The sequence below is a fragment of the Curtobacterium sp. RM9 genome (genome assembly GCF_054956955.1).
This window is the reverse complement of the sequence record NZ_CM143271.1, coordinates 1,907,897-1,928,123: the sequence shown is the minus strand read 5'-3', so window position 1 is coordinate 1,928,123 and position 20,227 is coordinate 1,907,897. Positions and strand designations below refer to the sequence as shown.

Here is a 20,227-nt window from a genome sequence, read left to right as displayed (position 1 = left end):
GCTCGCGGACAGAACCCCTCAGGAAGGCACACGCCATGACCGACACCGCAACCACCGCGGTCGAGACGTCGTCGGCGCCCGGTGTCGGCCGGATCGCCCGTGTCACGGGTCCCGTCGTCGACATCGAGTTCCCGCACGACGCGATCCCGGAGATGTACAACCTCCTGTACACGACGATCACCATCGGTGACTCCGTGCAGGAGATCGGCCTCGAGGTCGCGCAGCACCTCGGCGACGACCTGATCCGTGCCATCTCGCTGAAGCCGACCGATGGTCTCGTCCGCGGTCAGGAGGTCCGTGACTCGGGCGCCCCGATCTCGGTCCCCGTCGGCGACGTCACCAAGGGCAAGGTCTTCGACGTGCTGGGCAACGTGCTCAACACCGACGAGAAGCTCGAGATCACCGAGCGCTGGCCGATCCACCGCAAGGCGCCGGCCTTCGACCAGCTCGAGTCGAAGACCACCATGTTCGAGACCGGCATCAAGTCGATCGACCTCCTCACCCCGTACGTGCAGGGTGGCAAGATCGGCCTCTTCGGTGGTGCGGGCGTCGGCAAGACGGTCCTCATCCAGGAGATGATCCAGCGCGTCGCGCAGGACCACGGTGGTGTCTCGGTGTTCGCCGGTGTCGGTGAGCGCACCCGTGAGGGCAACGACCTCATCGGTGAGATGGAAGAGGCGGGTGTCTTCGACAAGACCGCCCTCGTGTTCGGCCAGATGGACGAGCCGCCGGGAACGCGCCTGCGCGTGGCCCTGTCGGCGCTGACGATGGCGGAGTACTTCCGCGATGTCCAGAAGCAGGACGTGCTCCTCTTCATCGACAACATCTTCCGCTTCACGCAGGCCGGTTCCGAGGTCTCGACGCTGCTCGGGCGCATGCCCTCCGCGGTGGGCTACCAGCCGAACCTCGCGGACGAGATGGGTGTGCTCCAGGAGCGCATCACCTCGACCCGTGGTCACTCGATCACCTCGCTGCAGGCGATCTACGTGCCGGCCGACGACTACACCGACCCGGCCCCGGCGACCACGTTCGCGCACCTCGACGCCACGACCGAGCTCTCCCGTGAGATCGCGTCGCAGGGCCTGTACCCGGCCATCGACCCGCTGACCTCCACGTCGCGGATCATGGACCCCCGCTACCTGGGTGCCGACCACTACGAGACCGCGACGCGCGTCAAGCAGATCCTCCAGAAGAACAAGGAGCTGCAGGAGATCATCGCGATCCTCGGTGTCGACGAGCTCTCCGAAGAGGACAAGATCACGGTCGAGCGCGCTCGTCGGATCCAGCAGTTCCTCTCGCAGAACACGTACATGGCGAAGAAGTTCACGGGCGTCGAGGGTTCGACCGTCCCGCTGAAGGACACCATCGAGTCGTTCCGCGCGATCGCCGACGGCGAGTTCGACCACGTCGCGACCCAGGCGTTCTTCAACGTCGGTGGCATCAACGACGTGGAAGAGAAGTGGGCGCAGATCCAGAAGGAGAACCGCTGACATGGCGGCACTCACCGTGAGCGTCGTCTCGGCCGACCGCGAGGTCTGGTCGGGCGACGCCACCATGGTCGTCGCACGCACGACAGAGGGCCAGATCGGCATCCTCGCGGGGCACGAGCCGTTGCTCGCCACCCTCGCGCAGGGCCAGGTCCGCATCACCCGGGCCGACGGCTCGACGGTGGCCGCGGACGCCGAGGACGGCTTCCTGTCGGTCGAGCACGACACGGTCACGATCGTGGCGCGGCAGGCCGCGCTGGCCTCCTGACCGGACTGACCGTCCTCCTCCCGCCTTCGGAGACGAAGCGGGAGGGCGGGGACACGGCGCGCACCCTCGACCTGGGTGCGCTGTCCTTCCCGGAACTGGCCGACGAGCGGGCCGCGGTGATCACCGCGGCCCGCTCCGTCAGTTCCGAGGAGTCCACCGCACGGACGGCACTGAAGCTCGGCCCGCGGTCGATCGAGGAGCGGCACCGCAACCTGGTGCTCGGCACCTCCGGCACGATGGCTGCGATCGACCGGTACACGGGCGTGCTCTACGACCCGCTGGACGCGCTGGGTGCCGACGCTGCGACGCGCGCCTGGTGGTTCGACCACGTCGTCGTGCAGTCGGCGATGTTCGGTCCGATCGGTGCCGGCGACGTGATCCCCGCGTACCGCCTGTCGCACGATTCGCGTCTCGGCACCCTCCGCCTCGCTGCGCACTGGCCTGCTCCGTCGACCCGTGCGCTCCTCGCACGTGCGGGTGCCGGTCTGGTGCTCGACCTCCGATCGGAGGGCTACCGGGTGCTCGGGCCGGTGCCGGGTGCGCTGGCCCCGCGGGTGGTGAGCGTCGACGGGTCCGGGCGCCGGAAGGCACTGAACCACTGGAACAAGACCGCGAAGGGTCGTCTCGTCGCGATGCTCGGACGCACCGGCGCAGACATCGGGTCCCTCGCGGACCTGCTCGCGTGGGCGGCGGCCAACGGCGTCGTGCTCGAACCGACGGACGCGCTCACCGCCGCCGGGGCGCCCGGCCTCGACCTCGTCGCGGAGAGCCTGGAGCCCGCGGCGGTCTGACGGATCGTCCTGCACCGGGGGAGCAGGACGGCCGTCCGTCCACAGACGGACCGCCGGTCACGGCCTGGAGGCGCTGGGCGCGTTTCGATGTCGTGCATGATCCCCGTCACGACACGTTCCCCCGCTGACCACCTGGTGCGCCACCCCCGCGAGATCGCGGCCGCCGTCACCCTCCCCACCGCGGCGGCCGCGCTCGTCGCCCCCGGCGCCGGGCCGCTCACGCGGCCCGGTCGCATCGCGGTCACGACGGCGTGCGCCGCTCTCGCCTCGCGCCTGGCGCTCGTCGCCTTCCTCGCCGCCCCCGGTCGTCCGTCAGCACGTGCGCTGCGGCCCTTCGACCCCTTCTCCGACCCGATCCCGGACGGGCTGCTCGGGATCGGGCCGTCGCCGGACCGCGACCGCGTCCGCATGGCCGGCGACCGCTGTGCCGAGACATGGCGAGCGTGGCGCGTCGACGACCCGGACGCCGACTCGGCGAGCGGCGCCGCCGGTGCCCTGGCTGTCGCGGCGTGGTGTTCCTGGGCGCTCGGGTCGTCCGCCCGCGCCCAGACCCGTGCGCGGTACGCGATCGACCTGTGCGCGGACGATCCGCTCGCGGGCCTGGTGCTGCGGACGGTACGCGCCGGCAGCGAGCCGGTGTGGGAGCGTCGGTGAGGCAGGGCGGACCGGATCGTCTACGGTGGTCACGACCACGCTGGGAGGGCTCGGGTGCGCGACGACGACATCGACGACACGATCGTGCGGCGACCGCGCTCCTCGGACGGCTCGCGGGAGTCGGGCGGAACCGACCCGCTCGGCGACACGGTGATCCGGCCGATCCCACCGGTTCCGACATCGCGTCCGGAATCGCCCGCGACCGCCGACGTGCGCGACGATCCGTCCGACGCGACGGTCGTCCGCGCGAGGACGCACGTCCCGGTCCCGGAGGACGACCCGCTCGGCGACACCGTCATCCTGCCGGCCGTCCGAGCGCTCCGGAGCGGTCCGCCCGCAGGCGATCCCGAGGACACGGTGGTCCGGCACCGGTCGGACACCTCCGGAGTGACCACCCCGACGGAGGTGCGCCGTGCCGACGGCGGCGACCACCGCGCGGCTCCCGGCCCCGCAGCGCCCCCGACGCGGCGCGTCCCGTCCGTGCGGGTCGCCGGTCGTGTCGTCCGGCTCGACCAGCCCGTCGTCATCGGCCGGCGGCCAGGCCTGCCGCGTGTCCTGCGTGGACCGGAACCGGTCCTCGTGACCGTGCCCTCGCCGAGCGGCCAGGTGTCGTCGTCGCACGTCCTCGTGCACGCCGAGGGAGAGGCCGCCGTGGTCGAGGACCTCCGGTCGACGAACGGCACGGTGGTCCGTCCGCCGGGTGCAGCGCCGTTCCGGATGCGATCGGGTGCCTCCAACGTCGTGCTGACGGGTACGGTTGTCGAGATCGGTGACGGCAACGTCATCGAGGTCCTCTCGCCGCACCTCCGGGCCGCACCGACGGCGGACGACCTCGATCCCTTCACGGCTCCGCCGCCCGGTCCACCGACCACCGGCACACGACACCCCAGAGAGCGACCCTGACACGTGACCGAAATCGGCCGCGCAGCGACTGCGCACGCCATCCACGTCCCGGGTGCTGACGGCACCCCCCTGACGCTCTCCTGGGGAGCCGCGACCGACGTCGGTCGTCGCCGTGACCACAACGAGGACAGCTACGTCGTCGGCGCCCCGTTCTTCGTGGTCGCCGACGGGATGGGCGGTCACCTCGCGGGTGACCGCGCCAGCGACGCCGTCGTGCGACGGCTCGAGGAGTCGACGACCGGGCCGTTCGCGACACGGCAGCAGATCCAGCGTGCGCTCCTGCTCGCCACCGCCGACATCGAACGGGCCGCGGGCGGCAACGCGATCGGTGCCGGTACCACGGTCACGGGCCTGGCCCTCGTCGCCTCGCAGGGGCAGCCTGCGGCACTGGTGTTCAACGTCGGCGACTCGCGCACCTACCGGATCGAGGGCGGCACGATGCGGCGGGTGACCGTCGACCACTCGGTGGTGCAGGAGATGGTCGATGCGGGGCTCCTCCGTGCCGAGGACGCCGAGCGGCACCCGGACAGCAACGTCATCACCCGCGCCGTCGGGTTCGGCGAGCCGCCGGAGCCCGACTGGTGGACCCTCCCGTTGCGTGCCGGGGACCGGTACCTGATGTGTTCGGATGGTCTCACGAAGGAACTCGGAGACGCCGGCATCGCCCGTATCGCGGCGCTCGTACCGTCGGCGCAGGACCTCGCCGTGCGGCTCGTCGGCGACGCGGTCGTCGCAGGTGGACGCGACAACGTGACCGTGGTCGTCGTCCAGGTCGACGGTGCGCCGGACGACGGCGACGTCGAGGACACGCTGCCGAGGCACTGACCGGCCCCCGAACTGGGGGGAACCGGACCGCACGGGTGATCGACGGGCGGAATGTCGGTTGCTCGCGGTTTCGTAGACTTGCAGCGCCGTCACGAGAGAGCCGGCCACCGGCCGGGGAGGGAGGGACCATGGCGCGACGTCTGCCGTCGTCCCCGCCCGTCATCCCCGGGTTCAGCCCCGTCCACGTGCTCGGTTCCGGTGGCTTCGCCGACGTGTTCCTCTACGAGCAGGACATGCCCCGGCGTCAGGTCGCCGTCAAGGTGCTCCTCGACGAGGTCGTCGACGACCGTGTCCGTCAGATGTTCCAGGCCGAGGCGAACCTCATGGCACGGCTGAGCACGCACCCCTCGATCCTCACGGTGTTCCAGGCGAGCGTGGCCTCCGACGGACGTCCCTACCTGGTCATGGAGCTCTGTTCGTCGTCGCTCAGCGAGCGGTACCGGCGTGAACCGATCCCGGTGTCCGAGGTCCTGACCATCGGCATCCGGATCGGGTCGGCGCTCGAGACCGCGCACCGCGAAGGCGTCCTGCACCGCGACATCAAGCCGTCGAACATCCTCGTCACCGCCTACGGCAACCCCGTCCTGTCGGACTTCGGCATCGCGGCGACCATCGGGGGGACCGACCCCGACGAGCCCGTCGGCATGTCGATCCCGTGGTCCGCCCCCGAGGTCCTCATCGACGAGTCCCGCGGAACGATCCAGTCCGAGGTCTACTCGCTCGCTGCCACCGTCTTCTCGCTCCTCGCCGGACGCAGCCCCTTCGAGGTCCGGGGCGGCAAGAACGGCGCCGCCGACCTGATGAGCCGCATCGACAAGGGTGGTCCCAAGCCGACGGGACGCTCGGACGTCCCGCCGTCGCTGGAACGGCTGCTCGCCGCCGCGATGTCCCGCAAGGTCGCGGGGCGTCCCGCGACCGTGATGGAGCTCGTCCGCGGCCTGCAGCAGGTCGAGGCGGAGCTCGGGATCCCGCAGACCGCGGCCGACGTCGCGGTCGAGGCCTGGGCGGTCGCCACACCGATGCCGGACGGCGACCGCACGATGGTCCGCGAGCTCCAGCCGCCGACCCGGGTCGGCAGTCGACGCCGCACCCGGAGAGCGGTGCAGGGCGGCACCGCCTCGGCTGCGTTCGGCAGCGTCGGCACCGTACAACGGACGGGGTCGGTCACCCGCGCCCGTCGCCGGACCCGTTCCACGTTGCTCTGGGCGTCCTCGCTCGCCGTCGTGGTGGTCGCCGCCCTCGCCGTCGCGACGGTCCTCGTCGTGAGCCGAGTCGGCACGGGAGCGATCCCGGTGGTGTCGGACCTGCGGGCACGGACGACGGCCTCGTCGGTGACCTTCACCTGGTCGGACCCGGGCCTGCGATCCGGGGACACCTACGTGGTGTCGTCGAACGGTGCGTCGAGCCAGCAGTCCGGCACCACCTTCGTCGTCTCGGGCGCGAAGGGCGAAGAGCAGTGCATCGCCGTCGCCGTGAACCGCGACGGCAAGACCGGCGTCGCGAGCGCACAGGAGTGCGCCACGATCGGCGGTCCCGGGTGATCCGGGCGTTCCTCGCGAAGCACCGCTCCGCTGCGGTCACGGTCGGGGCGTCGATCGTCGTCGGTGCGGTCGTGGCGTCGGCGGCGATCACCTCGTCCGGCTACCACACGCAGCGCATCGACCTCGGCGACGGGACCGTCTGGGTGCCGTCGGCCGAGTACGGTGCCGTCGGCCGGGCGAACACCGAGGTCCTCCAACTGAACACCGCGGTCGAGACCTCGAGCGACGCGCTCGCCGTGCTGCAGCGTGGATCCACCGTCTACAGCGTCGACGAGACCAAGGGCACGGTCGCGAAGGTCGACGTCGCGGACGCCACCGTCGGCGACGCCGTCACGCTGCCGGCGGGGTCACCGCAGGTGTTCTTCGCCGGGTCGACCGCCGTGATCGGCAACGCGGACACCGGTGAACTCTGGGGGACCCCGGCGAAGGACCTCGCCGACTTCGACTCGTCCGCGAAGGCAGACCTGACGCTCGGCGCCGACGCGGTGTTCGACGCCTCCGACCAGCACGTGGCCGTCTACTCACCGAAGACCTCGACCGCGTCGCTCGTCGACGTCGGCACGACCCTGTCCGTCGCGAAGCGCTGGACCGTCCGGATGGATCGTACCGACGACCTGCAGGTCGCGGCGTTCGGAGACCACGTCGCCGTCCTCGACCGGACGTCCGGTGCGCTGTCGGTCGACGGCGACTCCGTCGAGCTCGGTGACCGCGTCGGGTCGGCGCCAGCGCTGCAGCACTCCGCCGACGGCGTCGACGACCTCGTGGTCGCCGGCACCGCCGGGCTCGTGCACGTCTCGGCGTCGGGTGCGGTCCGGGCCACCGCGCTCGAGGTCGGCGGACGGGCTGCGCGGCCCGCGGTCGTCGGGAGCTGCACGTACGCCGCGTGGGCCGGTGGCCAGGCGGTCGACTCCTGCCGGGGCCGAGCGGTGCAGCGCCTCGCCGGCACCGGAGGCGCCGGCGACCTGCAGATCGTGCACAACGGCCGCACGGTCGTGGCGAACGACCCGCAGAGCGGTCGGTCGTGGGCGATCGACCGCAGTGGGCAGCTCATCGACAACTGGGCCGACCTGGTCAAGAAGGACGACGACCAGCAGCAGGAGCAGGTCTCCGACGACGACCCCGAGATCGACAAGGACCAGAAACCGCCGGTGGCGGTCGACGACCAGCTGGGCGCGCGTCCCGGACGCACCACGAGCCTCCCGGTCCTGCTCAACGACTACGACCCGAACGGCGACCCGCTCGTGATCAGCGAGGTCGGGACCATCGACCGCGCCCTCGGGTCGGTCGCGATCGTCGGCGACGGCCAGCGGCTGCAGGTCACCCTGTCCGGCCGGGCCAGCGGGACGGTCTCGTTCCCGTACACGATCACGGACGGCAACGGCGGATCGGACACCGCCACGGTGCGGGTCACGGTGCGGCCGGACTCCGAGAACGAGCCGCCCCGGCAGGTGCGCGACACCTCGGCCGACGTCGTGCAGAACGGGCACGTCGTGACGAACGTGCTCGGGGACTGGGTGGACCCGGACGGCGACCCGGTGTACCTGAAGTCCGCGAGCGCTTCCGACGGCGACCGGGTGTCGACCACGCCGGACGGCCTGCTCGACTTCCGCAACGCGAGTGGACGGGCGGGGGAGCGCTCCGTCCAGCTCGTCGTGAGCGACGGCCGCGACGACGGCCGCGGCGCGGTCACGGTCCGGGTGGCCAGACCAGGCGCGGTCCCGCTCGACGCCGACCCGTTCCCCGTCCAGGGCTACGCCGGCAAGGCGTTCACCGTCGACCCGCTGGACCACGTCCGCGGCGGGAACGGCACGGTGACGCTCACGAGCGTCTCGTCGGCGACCGGGCTCACCGTCACCCCGAGCTACGACGCCGGCACCTTCCGGGTGCAGGGAGCCAGCGTGGGCGACCACCAGCTCGAGTACACGGTCACCGACGGCGTGAAGACTGCGAGTGGCATCGTCCGGGTGACGATCCTCGCGCCGCCGGACGCCTCGACGGCGCCGATCACCACGCCGAAGACGGTGTTCGTGACGACGCTGTCGACGAAGGACACCGACGTCACCGCAACCGACATCGACCCGGCGGGCGGCGTGCTCCTCGTGACCGCGCTCGACGGCCCAGGGCGCGGCAGCGGCGTGCAGGCGAGCGTGCTCGACCAGCACACCGTGCGCGTCACCCTGACCGCTCCGCTCGACGGCCCGGTCTCGTTCGGCTACACGGTCACGAACGGTCTCGCGTCGTCCACCGGCACGGTCACGGTCGTCGAGATCCCCCGGCCGGACCGCATCCAGCCACCGGTCGCGCAGCCCGACAGCGCCACGGTGCGCGTCGGCGACGTGGCGAACATCGACGTCCTCGCGAACGACACGCAACCCGAGGGTGAGCCGCTGACACTGCTCCCGGACCTGGTGCAGAACGTCCCCGGCGACGGCGGACTGCTCTTCGTGTCGGGCGACCACCTGCGCTACCTCGCGCCCGAGACCCCCGGCAGCTACACGGCCGTGTACCGCGTCGCGGGCCCGGACGGACAGTACGCCGACGCGGCGGTGTCCATCTCCGTCCGCGAGCGCGACGCCGCCACGAACAACCCACCGGTGCCGCAGACCGTCACGGCCCGGGTCGTCGCCGGGCAGTCCGTGCAGGTGTCCGTCCCCCTGAACGGCATCGACCCGGACGGTGACTCCGTCCAGCTCGTCGGCGTCGCGTCGAACCCGGACAAGGGCTCGGTCAGCGACATCGACACCGACTCGCTGACGTACGAGGCAGGGGACTACTCCGCGGGGACGGACGAGTTCACGTACACGGTCGTCGACGCCCTCGGCGCCCGTGCGACGGGCACCGTCCGGGTGGGCATCGCCCCTCGGGCCGAACAGGCGTCGAACCCGATCGCCGAGGCCGACCACGTGACGATCCGCCCCGGCGGCACCGTGACCGTCCGCGTGCTGCAGAACGACTCCGACCCGCAGGGCGGTCAGCTCACCGTGACGGAGGCCGAGCCGACCGCAGCCGACGTGCGCGCGAAGGTCCTCGGTGGCCAGCAGGTGCGGGTCACGCCGCCGGCCTCGGCGGAGTCCGGCGACTACGCCGTGCTCTACACCGTCGTGAACACCAACGGAGGCTCGAGCACGGCGTTCCTCACGGTCACGGTGGACCCGGACGCCCGACCCCTGCGACCCGAGGTCGACGACACCACGCTCGACCTGCAGGACATCCTGCACCGGCAGAGCGTCACGGTCGACGTCCTCGAGAACGTCTTCTTCGCCGAGGGCACCGCGGCCGACCTGCGGGTCGGTGTGGTGGACGGGTACGGCGACACGGCCAGCACGACGACGGACCAGCGCATCGTCGTCCGACTGACCGACGAGTCCCAGGTGATCCCCTTCTCGGTCGCCCGGGAGGACCACCCGGACATCGTGTCGTACGGGTTCATCCACGTGCCGGGCTTCGACGACGCCCTGCCGCAGATCAACCGGGCCGCCGGAGCCGTCACGGTCAAGAGTGAATCGACGGTCCGCATCCCGCTCGAGGACTACGTGGTGACGGCGAACGGGCAGACCGCGCAGATCACCGACGACGGCACCGTGAAGGCGACCCACGCCGACGGCAAGGACCTCGTCGTCGACCGGTCTACGCTCCAGTTCACGTCCTCCAAGCTCTACTACGGCAACGCCTCGATCTCCTTCGAGGTGACCGACGGGTCCAGCGCGAACGGGGGCAAGGGCCGCGTCGCGACGCTCGTGCTGCCGATCAAGGTCACACCGCGGTCGAACCAGCCGCCGGCCTTCACGGGCTCGGCGGTCGACATGCAGCCGGGTGAGTCCCGCAAGATCGACCTCGCCCGACTCACCGACTACCCGTACCCGGACGACCTCCCGGAGCTGCGGTACTCGGTCGTCAGCCAGCCTGCTGCGGGCACGACCGCGACGATCAGCGGCCAGCAGCTCACCATCGCCGTGGCCGACACCGCGCGGAAGAACACCACGGCAGCGATCGGGATCGGCGTCGCGGACGCCACGAACGCGGGACGCTCCGGAACGGTGCAGGTCAGCGTCGTCGCCTCCACCAGACCGCTCGTGCAGCCGGGTGCGGACACCGCAGTGACGAAGCGTGGCGGCACGACCACGATCGACGTGCTCGCGAACGACCAGCCGACGAACCCGTTCCCGTCGGAGCGGCTCCGCGTCGTGGCCATCCGCGGTCTCGGCGGCGGCCTGCCCGCGGGCGTCGCGGTGACCCCGAGCGCCGACCGGTCCCGCCTCCAGGTGAGCGTCGCGGCGAACGCGAAGCCCGTCGACGCGCACCTCCAGTACCAGGTGGCGGACGCCACCGACGACCCCGAACGCTCCGTCTGGGGCGACGTCACGATCTCGGTCCAGGACGTCCCCGACGCGCCGGGCGCACCGACCCGCACCGGCTCCTACGAGGGCGGCCAGGCGACGCTGACGTGGTCCACTCCGCAGGCGAACAACTCGCCGATCACCCGCTACCGGCTGCAGGGCACGAACGGCGTGGCGAAGGACTGCGGCACGGCGACGGTCTGCACGATCACCGGGCTCGACCCGAAGGGGTCGTACCGGTTCTCGGTCGTCGCCTCGAACACCGTGGGGGACTCGAAGGCATCGCCGGAGTCGACCCCGGTGAGCGCCGACTTCGTCCCGGCACCGCCGAAGACGATCACGGTCACACCGAGCGGCTCCACGCCCAACCAGCTCGACGTCGCCTGGTCCGCCGTCCCCGCGCCGAGCAACGGCACCCCGGTGGACAGCTACGTGGTCTCGATCGAGGGACCCGGGCTCTCCACCACCCGGAACGTCGGCACGGCCACGAGCACGTCGTTCACCGGCGCGGCCAGCGGCGCGAAGTACACGGTGTCCGTCTCGCCCCGGAACGGCGCCGACCGCAACGGCACCGTCGTGCAGTGGAACACCGGCACAGCCACCGGTTCGGCCGTCGGCACCCCGGGGAAACCCGTGAACGTCTCCGCGGTCGCCAGCACCACGTCGGACGGCAACGGCCGGTCCGTCGTGACCGTCAGCTGGCGGGGGGCCGATCCCGCCGGTGGTGCGAGCCCCACGTACCGCGTCTACCGGTCCGGCGGCCTCGACTGCGCGGCCGACAACGGCCCGTCGCTCGGGACCTCGAGCCCGACGACGGTCACCGGCGTCGAAGGCGGCCAGCAGACCTTCGCAGTGGTCGTCTCCAACGGTCTCTTCTGCAACGTGCAGTACGCCTCGACCGTCGCCTACGAGACCCCGCGGGCGACGGCCGACCCGACGGTGGGACTCACCTCGACGACCGGCAACCAGCCGAACGCGGAGATCACGGCGTCGCGCTGGCCCGCCGACCACTACCAGCTCGAACTGGGCAACGGGAACGTCGTGAGCCTGCAGCCCGGCGAGTCCTGGAGCGGCGTGCCCGGCGACGGAGGACGCAACCGTCCGGTCAGCGTCACCATGCGGGCTTGCGGTGGCCCCGGCAGCTCGTTCTGCACGGACGACGGCGCGTCGAAGCAGGTGACCGCGATCGCGTTGGACGCCACGACCACGGTCCAGACCGCGCAGCACGGCAAGGCCATCTCGGTGTCCGGCCCGTCCGCGTCGGACGACATCGCGGTGCAGTTCACGGCCTTCTGGTTCGACGACGCCGGTCAGTTCCGGGGCACCGACTCGTGGGACTCCGGTACCACGCCGCCCACGCCGCCGGACGCCGCCGCGACGGTCGAGGTCCGCGCCTCGGTGACCGCGAAGGCGAACGGCAGCCTCCGGACGACCGGGGACAGCTCGCCGTCGTTCACGGTCACACCCGCCGACCCGCCCGCCGATCCGGCGCCCGCAGGCTGACCCTGCCCGTACGCTGCCCACACCGCCGTCCCCGACCACGAGGAAGACACCCCGCATGAGCATGACCCCGGAGCAGGCCACCTGGTTCGCCGACGTCGCCGGCCGCATCGTGACCAACGTCGAGCAGGTGCTCCTCGGGAAGACCTTCGTGATCCGCCTGGCGGTCACCGCGATGCTCAGCGAGGGCCACCTCCTGCTCGAGGACGTCCCCGGCACCGGCAAGACGAGTCTCGCCCGGGCGCTCGCGCAGAGCGTGCAGGGCTCGACGAACCGCATCCAGTTCACGCCCGACCTGCTCCCCGGCGACATCACCGGCATCAGCGTCTACGACCAGCGCACGCAGGAGTTCGACTTCCACCGGGGTCCGGTCTTCGCCAACATCGTGCTCGCGGACGAGATCAACCGCGCGAGTCCGAAGACCCAGTCGGCGCTGCTCGAGGCGATGGAGGAGGCCGCGATCACCGTCGACGGCGTCAACCACCGCCTGGCCCCGCCCTTCATGGTCATCGCGACCCAGAACCCCGTCGAGCAGGCCGGCACGTACCGACTCCCTGAGGCGCAGCTGGACCGCTTCCTCATGAAGACGTCCATCGGCTACCCGGACCATGCCGCCACGGTCAAGATCCTCGAGACCTCGTCCGCGCCCTCGGCCTCGGTGCCGCTCGCGAGCGTCGTGCCGGCCGCGACGATCACCGAGATGGCGGCGCTCGCCCGTACGGTCCACGTCGACGCCGTCATCGCCGACTACGTCGCCCGCCTGGTGGACGCCACGCGCTCGGCGAGCGAGGTCCGACTCGGCGTCAGCGTGCGCGGTGCGATGGGGCTGATGCGCGCATCGCGCGTGTTCGCGGCGCTCAGCGGCCGGCACTACGTGACGCCCGACGACGTCAAGGCCCTCGCGGTCCCGGTCCTCGCCCACCGGATCGTCCTCGACGCGGAGGCCGAGTTCGACGGCGTCTCCGCGACGAGCGTCGTCGCGCAGCTGCTCGTCGAGACGCCGCCGCCGGCGGACCGGGCCGCCTCGTGACCGACCGCCGGCCCGTCTCGACGCGTTCACGCCGCCCGACCTCGACGCGGTCGCGTCGCGGTGCGACGGCGTACGAGCGCACCGGGACGGTCGCCGGCCTGACGAACGTCCGCACCCGGCTCGTGGGGGACCGCGAGGGGGTCGCCGCCGACGCGCTCGTCGGCCTGGCGCGTGGCTGGGCAACGGTCTGGAGGCTCGTCAAGCGCGGGTGGGCGGAGGTCTCGTCCGTGGTCACCGGCCTGGGCTGGACGGTGGGTGCCCTGACGCTCGTCGCCTTCGTCGCGGGGTACCGCTTCGGCCTGCGCGAGATCGTGGTCGTCGGCTTCGCCGGCGCCCTCCTCGTTGTGGTCGCCGCGATCGCGCTGATCGGTCGGTCTCGGCTCCTGATCCGGATGCGGTTGCCGCAGCACCGCGTCGCGGTCGGTGACGCGGCCGGTGTCGTGGTCGCCGCCGAGAACCCCGCCCGGCTGCCCTCGGTGCCGGTCACGGTCGAGGTCCCGGTCGGCTCCGGACTCGTCGACGTCGCGGTGCCGTCGGTCGCGCCACGCGGCACCTTCGAGCAGGAGGTCCCGGTGCCGACCCTACGGCGCGGCGTGCTCGACGTCGGTCCGGTCACCGGCGTGCGGGCGGACCCGGTCGGGCTCGTGCGCCGCGAGATCGTGTGGACGGCCCGCGAGCAGGTCATCGTGCACCCGCGGACCATCGCGATCCCGTCCACGAGCACGGGCCTGGTGCGCGACCTCGAGGGGCAGGCCACCACCGACCTCTCGCCCGCCGACATCGCGTTCCACGCCATCCGTGAGTACATGCCGGGCGACGACCCGCGCACGATCCACTGGAAGTCGACGGCGAAGTCCGGAGCGCTCATGGTGCGGCAGTTCGAGGACACCCGTCGGTCGCACCTCGTGATCGCACTCGGCGTCGCGCGTGCGGAGTTCGCCGACGACGAGGAGTTCGAGCTCGCGGTGAGCGCCGCCGCATCACTGGGCACCCGGGCGATCCGCGACGGTCGCGAGGTCACCGTCGTCGTGTCGGAACGGACGCCGGAGTTCGCCAAGCGTCCGGTGTACGCCGTGCACCCGCTGCCGACGGTGACCCCGACGCGGCTGCTCGACGAGTTCGCCTCCGTCGGGCTCGCCGACGCCTGCTTGCCGATCGCCGAGGTGGCCCGCATCGCGGGGAACGACACCGCCGGCATCTCGGTGGCCTTCCTCGTCGTCGGGTCGACCGTCGAACTGCCCGCCCTGCGGCTCGCGGCCACGCGCTTCCCGGTCGGCGTCGAGGTGGTCGCCGTGATCTGCGAGCCCGAGGCCCAGCCGCGCTTCGTGCGCGTCGCCGGGCTGACGGTGATGACCATCGGCTACCTGGACGACCTCCGCCACGCCCTCCACCGATCGGCCGCCGCATGAGCGTCGATGCGGCGCCGCAGACCCGCGCGCGTCGGACCGTCCGGCGTGACGCCCGGCGGCAGGCCCGACGCCTGCCGCCGTCACGTCTGGTCGGCGGCACCCTCGTGGTGTGGCTCCTGCTCGTGGTCGCGAGCGTCGCCTGGTGGCCCGTCCACCGCGACGACGCGATGATCGTCGCCGGTGCCACCGCCGTGATCGCGGGGACCGTCGTCGCGCTGCTCGGCGCGTGGACGCGACTGCCGACACCGGTGGTCGCCGTCGCGACCGTCGCGGTGTTCGCCCTCGTCGGCGTGCCGGCCGCGGTGCCGGGTGAGGCGAACGGCCTCCTCCCGACCGGGCCGGGCTTGGTCGACCTCTTCGCCGGCGTGGCGCTGGGGTGGAAGCGCCTGGTGACCATCAGCCTGCCGGTCGGATCGTACGAGGCGCTGCTCGTGCCGTACTTCGTGACGCTCCTCGTCGCCACCGTGACGTCCGTGAGCACGGCGATCCGCGCCTCCCGTCCGGAGCTCGCGAGCATCCCGGCACTGGTGCTGTTCGCGGCCGGGGTGGTGGTCGGGCCGACGCGACTCGACACGTCGGTGGCGACCGCGGTGGTGCTCACGGGCATCGCGCTCGTGTGGGCGTTGACCGTCCGCCACGCGCGACGCGCGGTGGCGGTGGCCGCGACCATCGGCGCACCGGTCGCCGTCGGGCGCTCCGTCCTCCGGCCGGCCCTGGTCGGCACCGGGACGATCGTGGCGGCCGCGGTCGTCGCGACCGGGCTCGGGCTGGTCGCCCCGCCGGACACGGCCCGGACCGTCGCACGGACGGACGTCGTCAAGCCCTTCGACCCGCGGGACCACGTCAGCCCGCTCAGCGGCTTCCGTGCGTACCAGGAGCAGTCGCAGGCGGACGCCGAGCAGCTCCGTGTCACCGGGCTCCCCGAGGACGGCTTCGTGCGCCTGGCCACGCTCGACACGTACGACGGCGTCGTCTACCGGGTCGGTGGCTCGGACGGCTCCGCAGCATCGGGCACGTTCGAGCGGGTGCCGACGTCGGTCGACGTGCGCGGGGTGCGCGGCACGTCCGTCCACGTGGGCGTGACCGTCGAGGGCTACCGCGGGGTCTGGCTGCCGACGGTCGGCGACCTCGAACGCGTCGCCTTCACCGGCCGCGACGCCGAAGATGAGCGCGGCGCGTTCTTCTACAACGCCTCCACGGGGACCGGCGCGGTCGTCGGCGGGGTCGGCGAGGGATCGCGGTACGACCTCGACGCGGTCCTGCCCGACCAGCCGAGCGACGACCAGCTCGCCGCAGCACGACCGGGCACCGCCACGGTGCCGACGCCGCAGTCCGTGCCCGATGCCGTCCGCGAGCGGGTCGAGGGCTGGTCCGGCGGCGCCGACACCGACGGGGCGAAGCTCGTCGCCGTCGTGCAGGCGATCAAGCGCGACGGCTACGTCAGCCACGGCGTCGGCGACGACCGCGTGAGCCGCTCCGGACACGGGGCCGACCGGATCCAGGAGCTCCTCACCGCCCCGCTGATGATCGGCGACCAGGAGCAGTACGCGGCGGCGGTCGCCCTGATGGCCGACGAGCTGGGCTTCCCCGCACGGGTCGTCATGGGGTTCACCGCCGGGGGCGACGCGGGTGGTGCGGCCGGAGCCGGACGCACGACCGGCGACGTGACCACCTTCCGTGGCGCGGACGCGACGGCCCGGGTCGAGGTCGACACCGCGCAGTGGGGCTGGGTCATGATCGACCCGAACCCGACGGTCCGCGAGATCCCGGACGACCAGCTGCAGACGCCGAAGCCGGTGACGCGGCCCGAGACGGTCGTGCCGCCGCCCCCCGCCGAGCAGCAGGACCAGGACCAGCAGGCCCCGCCGCAGAGCGACCGGGAGACCCCGCCGGTGCAGCCCCTCTGGCTCCAGATCCTCCTCGCGGCGCTGCCATGGGTGATCGCGACGCTCGGCTTCGTCGCGCTCGTGCTCGCTCCGTTCGCCGGCATCCTGCTCGTCAAGCGGGTGCGTCGCCGTCGTCGGCGCCGCGCCGGCACGCCACGCGCCCGGATCGTCGGCGCGTGGGACGAGTACCGCGACGCGCTCGTCGACCGCGGGCACGACGTCGACCGCTCCGCCACCCGCCGCGAAGCCGTCGCCGGTGCGCCCGGCGACGGCGGCAGCGGCCTGGCCGCCCTCGCCGATCGCTCGGTCTTCGGCCCGGACGACGCGGACCCCGCCGCTGCGGACCGCATGTGGTCCGCGGTCGACGAGGCCGTCGCGAGCCTCCGCATCGGCCGTGACCGTCGGGAGCGCATCCGTGCCGCGGTGTCGCTCCGTTCCCTGCGCCTCCGGGACGCCGCGCAGTCGACGGGCGAGTCCGTACGGACCCTCGGCGGGCGTCGCACCGGGCGCTGTCCGCAGGGTCCGGGGACCCGGCGTGACTACGATGTCCTGCAGGCCGCCGAGCGCCGTGGGCGGCCGAGTGAGGACAGGACCCCGTGATCAGATGCGAACACTGCGGATCGATGCTCCCGGACGGGGCGATCTTCTGCGGTGAGTGCGGGCGTGCGGTGACCGCCGCGGCGAACCGGCGTCCCGCAGCTGCCGCCCCCGTCGAACAGACACCGCCCCCGCCGCTGCAGCAGCCGGACGCGCACGGCCGGCGTCCGGATCCCGCGGCCGAGGCATGGCTGCCCGAGTCGACGCTGGACCCGGCGACCCGTGCCTGGTTGACCGGAGCCGACCGCCGGACCGAGGAGTCACCCGCCCCGGTGCCCGTCCAGGGTCCGGACGGGCTCGACCCTCGCAGTGCACCGTCCCACGTGCACGGCTCGGACTCCGGCCTGCACGGCTGGCCCGCCGAACAGGGGGGTGGACGGCAGCACGACCGCCTGCAGGTGGACTCCGCACGACCAGGACCCGCCCAGGGCGAGGCCGGACCGGCGGACGCGGGCCAGCGCGTTGTCGGGCATCCGGAAGCCGATCAGCGCGATGCTCTCGCCGAGCCGCCGCTCGACCCGAACGCCTACCCGGCCTCCGCCGTCCACGACGAGGACGACCCGGAGGTGACGCGGGTCGCCGACCGCAGCGTCGCCGAGCGGACGGTCACCGAGGAGACGCCAGCAGCCGCAGCCGCCGCGCCGCAGTGGAGCCCGCCGTCCGAGCAGCAGCAGCCGCCGACACCGAGCGGCCCCTCGTGGTGGATCGGACGCGCCAACGCCACGGTCGGGAACGATCAGGCCGATGACAGCGACAGGCCGACACAGGCTGCGACGCCGGTCGCGCCGCAGCCCGGCGACACCGCGGTCGTGGAGCCGCTCGTCGACCGCCGTCCGCCGCGTCCGACGCCGCTGGTGACGCCCGGCTCCGGGGCGACGACGTGCCACGTGTGTGGGCACCGGCTCGAACCCGACGACATCTTCTGCGCCGAGTGCGGCGCCGTCCGTCCCGCGGTGACCGCGGCCTTCACGGGCCCGGTCGTGCCGCTGCCGATGGCCCGGCCCGACTGGGCGGCGGTGCACGAGTCCGACGAGGTGGGCGACCCCCTGAGCGACGGACGAGGGACCGACGGGACGGCATCGGACGGCCCCGTGGCCGACGGGGCTGCGAGCGAAGGCGATCCAGCCGATCGCACTGCGCCCAACGCCGCTGCTGCAGAGGAGACAACGGTCGGAGCCGATGCGACCGACCGGGCTACGAGCGGCCCGGCGTCGACTGAGGCCGACGCCGCCGGCTCCGATGCAGGCGCCGACGCCGGTGCCGCCGCCGACGCCGGTGCCGCCGCCGGCGCCGGTGCCGCCGCCGGCGCCGGCGCGGGCACGACGATGACCGACGCGGAGACGCGGGACGACCACCCGACGGAGGCGACCCCGCGGACGCCGATCCGACCACGGGGAGCGCACGCCGCACCCTCCGGCCCCGACGAGCACCCCAGCGCGGGCGGCGACCTCGTGATCCCGCCGATGCCCGGGTCGGCGACGGTGCCCTCATCCGCGCCTCGCGCGTCGGACACCGCTGCGGTGCCGCTCGTCGCTCCGCTGCCGCCGCTGCCCGGTACGGCCGCGCGCCCCGCTCCGACGGCTCCCGGTGCGGGCGGTGCGTCATGGCCGGTCCTGCCTGCGTCGGACGCCGACGAACTGCCGACCAGCGCCGACGCCGACTCGGACGAGGACGTGGACGAGACCCGGATCGTCGCCAAGCAGCCCACCGAGGCGCCGTTCGTGCTGCACTTCAGCACCGGCGAGCGGTTCGGCGTGCACGGCACCGGTCTGCTCGGGCGTCTGCCGCGCCCGCAGCCGGGGGAGCGCTTCGACGACCTCGTGACCGTCCACGACCCGGGCAAGTCGGTGTCGAAGACCCACCTCGAACTGGGACGCGACGGGGAGGACCTCTGGGTGAGCGACCGGTTCTCCGGCAACGGCACGGTCGTCCGGCACATCGACGGGTCGATCCGTCGATGCGAGCCCGGCCGACGCTACCGGGTGGAACGAGGCGCACGGGTCGACATCGGGGAGCAGTTCTTCCTCGTGCAGTGAGCTCAGAGGGTGCCCCTCCCGCCGCAGCGGGAGGGGCACCCTCAGTCGGCGCCGGCGACAGCGCCCGCAGCTGTCCGGCACAGGCGGGGGCGGCTGGGCGGTCGTCCACGGCTCGGCGACTCCGGGTCTGCGGCGTCCCGGCAGCTGGTGTCCTGGCTCCGTGAGCACGACGGTCGCGCGCTGGGTCCTCGTCGGCACGGCGGTCGTCCTCGTGCTGAGCGGGACCCTCATCGCGCTGCCCGGGGTCGGGCGTGCCGCGCTGCTGGCAGCCGGCACCTGTTGCGCCGCGCTCGACATCGTCGTGGCTCGATCCGCACGCCTCGAGACGGACCCCGACGCGGTCGTGGTGGTGCCGCCACCGGAAGGACCGCCGACCACCGGGGACGAAGCCGCGGTGCCGTCGCGACCGGCGCCCGACCCATCCGACCCACCGGACGTGCCCGACGCGGGTGATGCGCGCACCGAACTCGACCTCGGCCGGACCCTCGACGGTGCGCGCGTCGCCGTCTCGACGCTCGCCCGTACCCATGTCGCCGTCGTCGGCAGCGGCGCCCTCGCTCTGGCGGTCCACCGCGCCGTCGCCGCACAACTCGGCGCGCTCGACGGCTGCGCCGAGCTCCGCTCGGTCATCGCACCGGACCTCGTCGAGGCGCCGGGTGCCGACGTCTGCGCTCCGTCCACCGTCCCTCCGCTTCCGGCAGGGACGGCCGTGGCGGTCGCGCTCGGGACGGACGGGATCGTCCGGGCGAGTGCGGTGCTCGTGCCCGGCGACGGACAGCGACCTCGCCGTGCCGACGTCGTGGTCCACGTCAGCCGCTACGGCTGCACCGTGAGCCTGCCGGGGGAGCGCATCTGTGTCCCGATCGACCCGGTCCTCCCGATGCTCCGCGAACGTTGAGCGCTGCGCGCTGAGCACTGAGCACCGGGTCGGGGAGACCGCCGCTCGTGCCCACCGGTCGTGGC

At 72.9% G+C, this 20,227-nt stretch carries 13 protein-coding genes; all 13 read left to right on the top strand.

The genetic code is table 11. From position 1 onward, the window contains the following. The first annotated feature begins 35 nt into the window (after positions 1 to 35). On the top strand, positions 36 to 1,490 hold the full coding sequence (atpD, locus tag ACY3FI_RS09125) for a F0F1 ATP synthase subunit beta (protein WP_462547212.1): 1,455 nt from the start codon (positions 36 to 38) through the stop codon (positions 1,488 to 1,490). 1 nt (position 1,491) lies between these two features. Next, on the top strand, positions 1,492 to 1,755 hold the full coding sequence (locus ACY3FI_RS09120) for a F0F1 ATP synthase subunit epsilon (RefSeq protein WP_022905458.1): 264 nt from the start codon (positions 1,492 to 1,494) through the stop codon (positions 1,753 to 1,755). Then, the gene (locus tag ACY3FI_RS09115; RefSeq protein WP_462550338.1) at positions 1,752 to 2,546 is read left to right on the top strand and encodes a YaaA family protein; all 795 of its coding nucleotides are present in this window, start codon (positions 1,752 to 1,754) and stop codon (positions 2,544 to 2,546) included. Before ACY3FI_RS09120 ends, ACY3FI_RS09115 begins: the two co-directional genes overlap by 4 nt. Positions 2,547 to 2,642: 96 nt before the next feature. Then, a complete protein-coding gene (locus ACY3FI_RS09110) occupies positions 2,643 to 3,200 on the top strand; it encodes a hypothetical protein (protein ID WP_462547211.1) in 558 nt (185 codons plus the stop codon). 54 nt (positions 3,201 to 3,254) lie between these two features. Continuing rightward, entirely contained in the window at positions 3,255 to 4,103 is an 849-nt protein-coding gene (locus ACY3FI_RS09105; protein WP_462547210.1) for an FHA domain-containing protein, read from the top strand. Positions 4,104 to 4,106: 3 nt separating this feature from the next. After that, complete coding sequence (locus tag ACY3FI_RS09100) at positions 4,107 to 4,928, top strand: PP2C family protein-serine/threonine phosphatase (RefSeq protein ID WP_462547209.1); 822 nt, start codon at positions 4,107 to 4,109, stop codon at positions 4,926 to 4,928. 128 nt (positions 4,929 to 5,056) lie between these two features. Then, positions 5,057 to 6,469 carry a serine/threonine-protein kinase gene (locus ACY3FI_RS09095; protein ID WP_462547208.1) on the top strand — a complete coding sequence of 471 codons (1,413 nt, stop codon included), beginning with the start codon at positions 5,057 to 5,059 and terminating at the stop codon, positions 6,467 to 6,469. Further along, on the top strand, positions 6,466 to 12,309 hold the full coding sequence (locus tag ACY3FI_RS09090) for an Ig-like domain-containing protein (protein WP_462547207.1): 5,844 nt from the start codon (positions 6,466 to 6,468) through the stop codon (positions 12,307 to 12,309). The genes ACY3FI_RS09095 and ACY3FI_RS09090 overlap by 4 nt, the downstream gene beginning before the upstream one ends. 55 nt (positions 12,310 to 12,364) lie before the next feature. Beyond that, positions 12,365 to 13,336 carry an AAA family ATPase gene (locus ACY3FI_RS09085; protein WP_462547206.1) on the top strand — a complete coding sequence of 324 codons (972 nt, stop codon included), beginning with the start codon at positions 12,365 to 12,367 and terminating at the stop codon, positions 13,334 to 13,336. After that, complete coding sequence (locus tag ACY3FI_RS09080; RefSeq protein ID WP_462547205.1) at positions 13,333 to 14,745, top strand: DUF58 domain-containing protein; 1,413 nt, start codon at positions 13,333 to 13,335, stop codon at positions 14,743 to 14,745. The genes ACY3FI_RS09085 and ACY3FI_RS09080 overlap by 4 nt, the downstream gene beginning before the upstream one ends. After that, on the top strand, positions 14,742 to 17,231 hold the full coding sequence (locus ACY3FI_RS09075; protein WP_462547204.1) for a transglutaminase TgpA family protein: 2,490 nt from the start codon (positions 14,742 to 14,744) through the stop codon (positions 17,229 to 17,231). Before ACY3FI_RS09080 ends, ACY3FI_RS09075 begins: the two co-directional genes overlap by 4 nt. Further along, positions 17,228 to 19,264, top strand: coding sequence for a zinc-ribbon domain-containing protein (locus ACY3FI_RS09070; RefSeq protein ID WP_462547203.1), 2,037 nt, complete (start codon positions 17,228 to 17,230; stop codon positions 19,262 to 19,264). The genes ACY3FI_RS09075 and ACY3FI_RS09070 overlap by 4 nt, the downstream gene beginning before the upstream one ends. Positions 19,265 to 19,424: 160 nt before the next feature. Further along, a complete protein-coding gene (locus ACY3FI_RS09065; RefSeq protein WP_462547202.1) occupies positions 19,425 to 20,162 on the top strand; it encodes a hypothetical protein in 738 nt (245 codons plus the stop codon). The last annotated feature ends 65 nt before the right edge of the window (positions 20,163 to 20,227 follow it).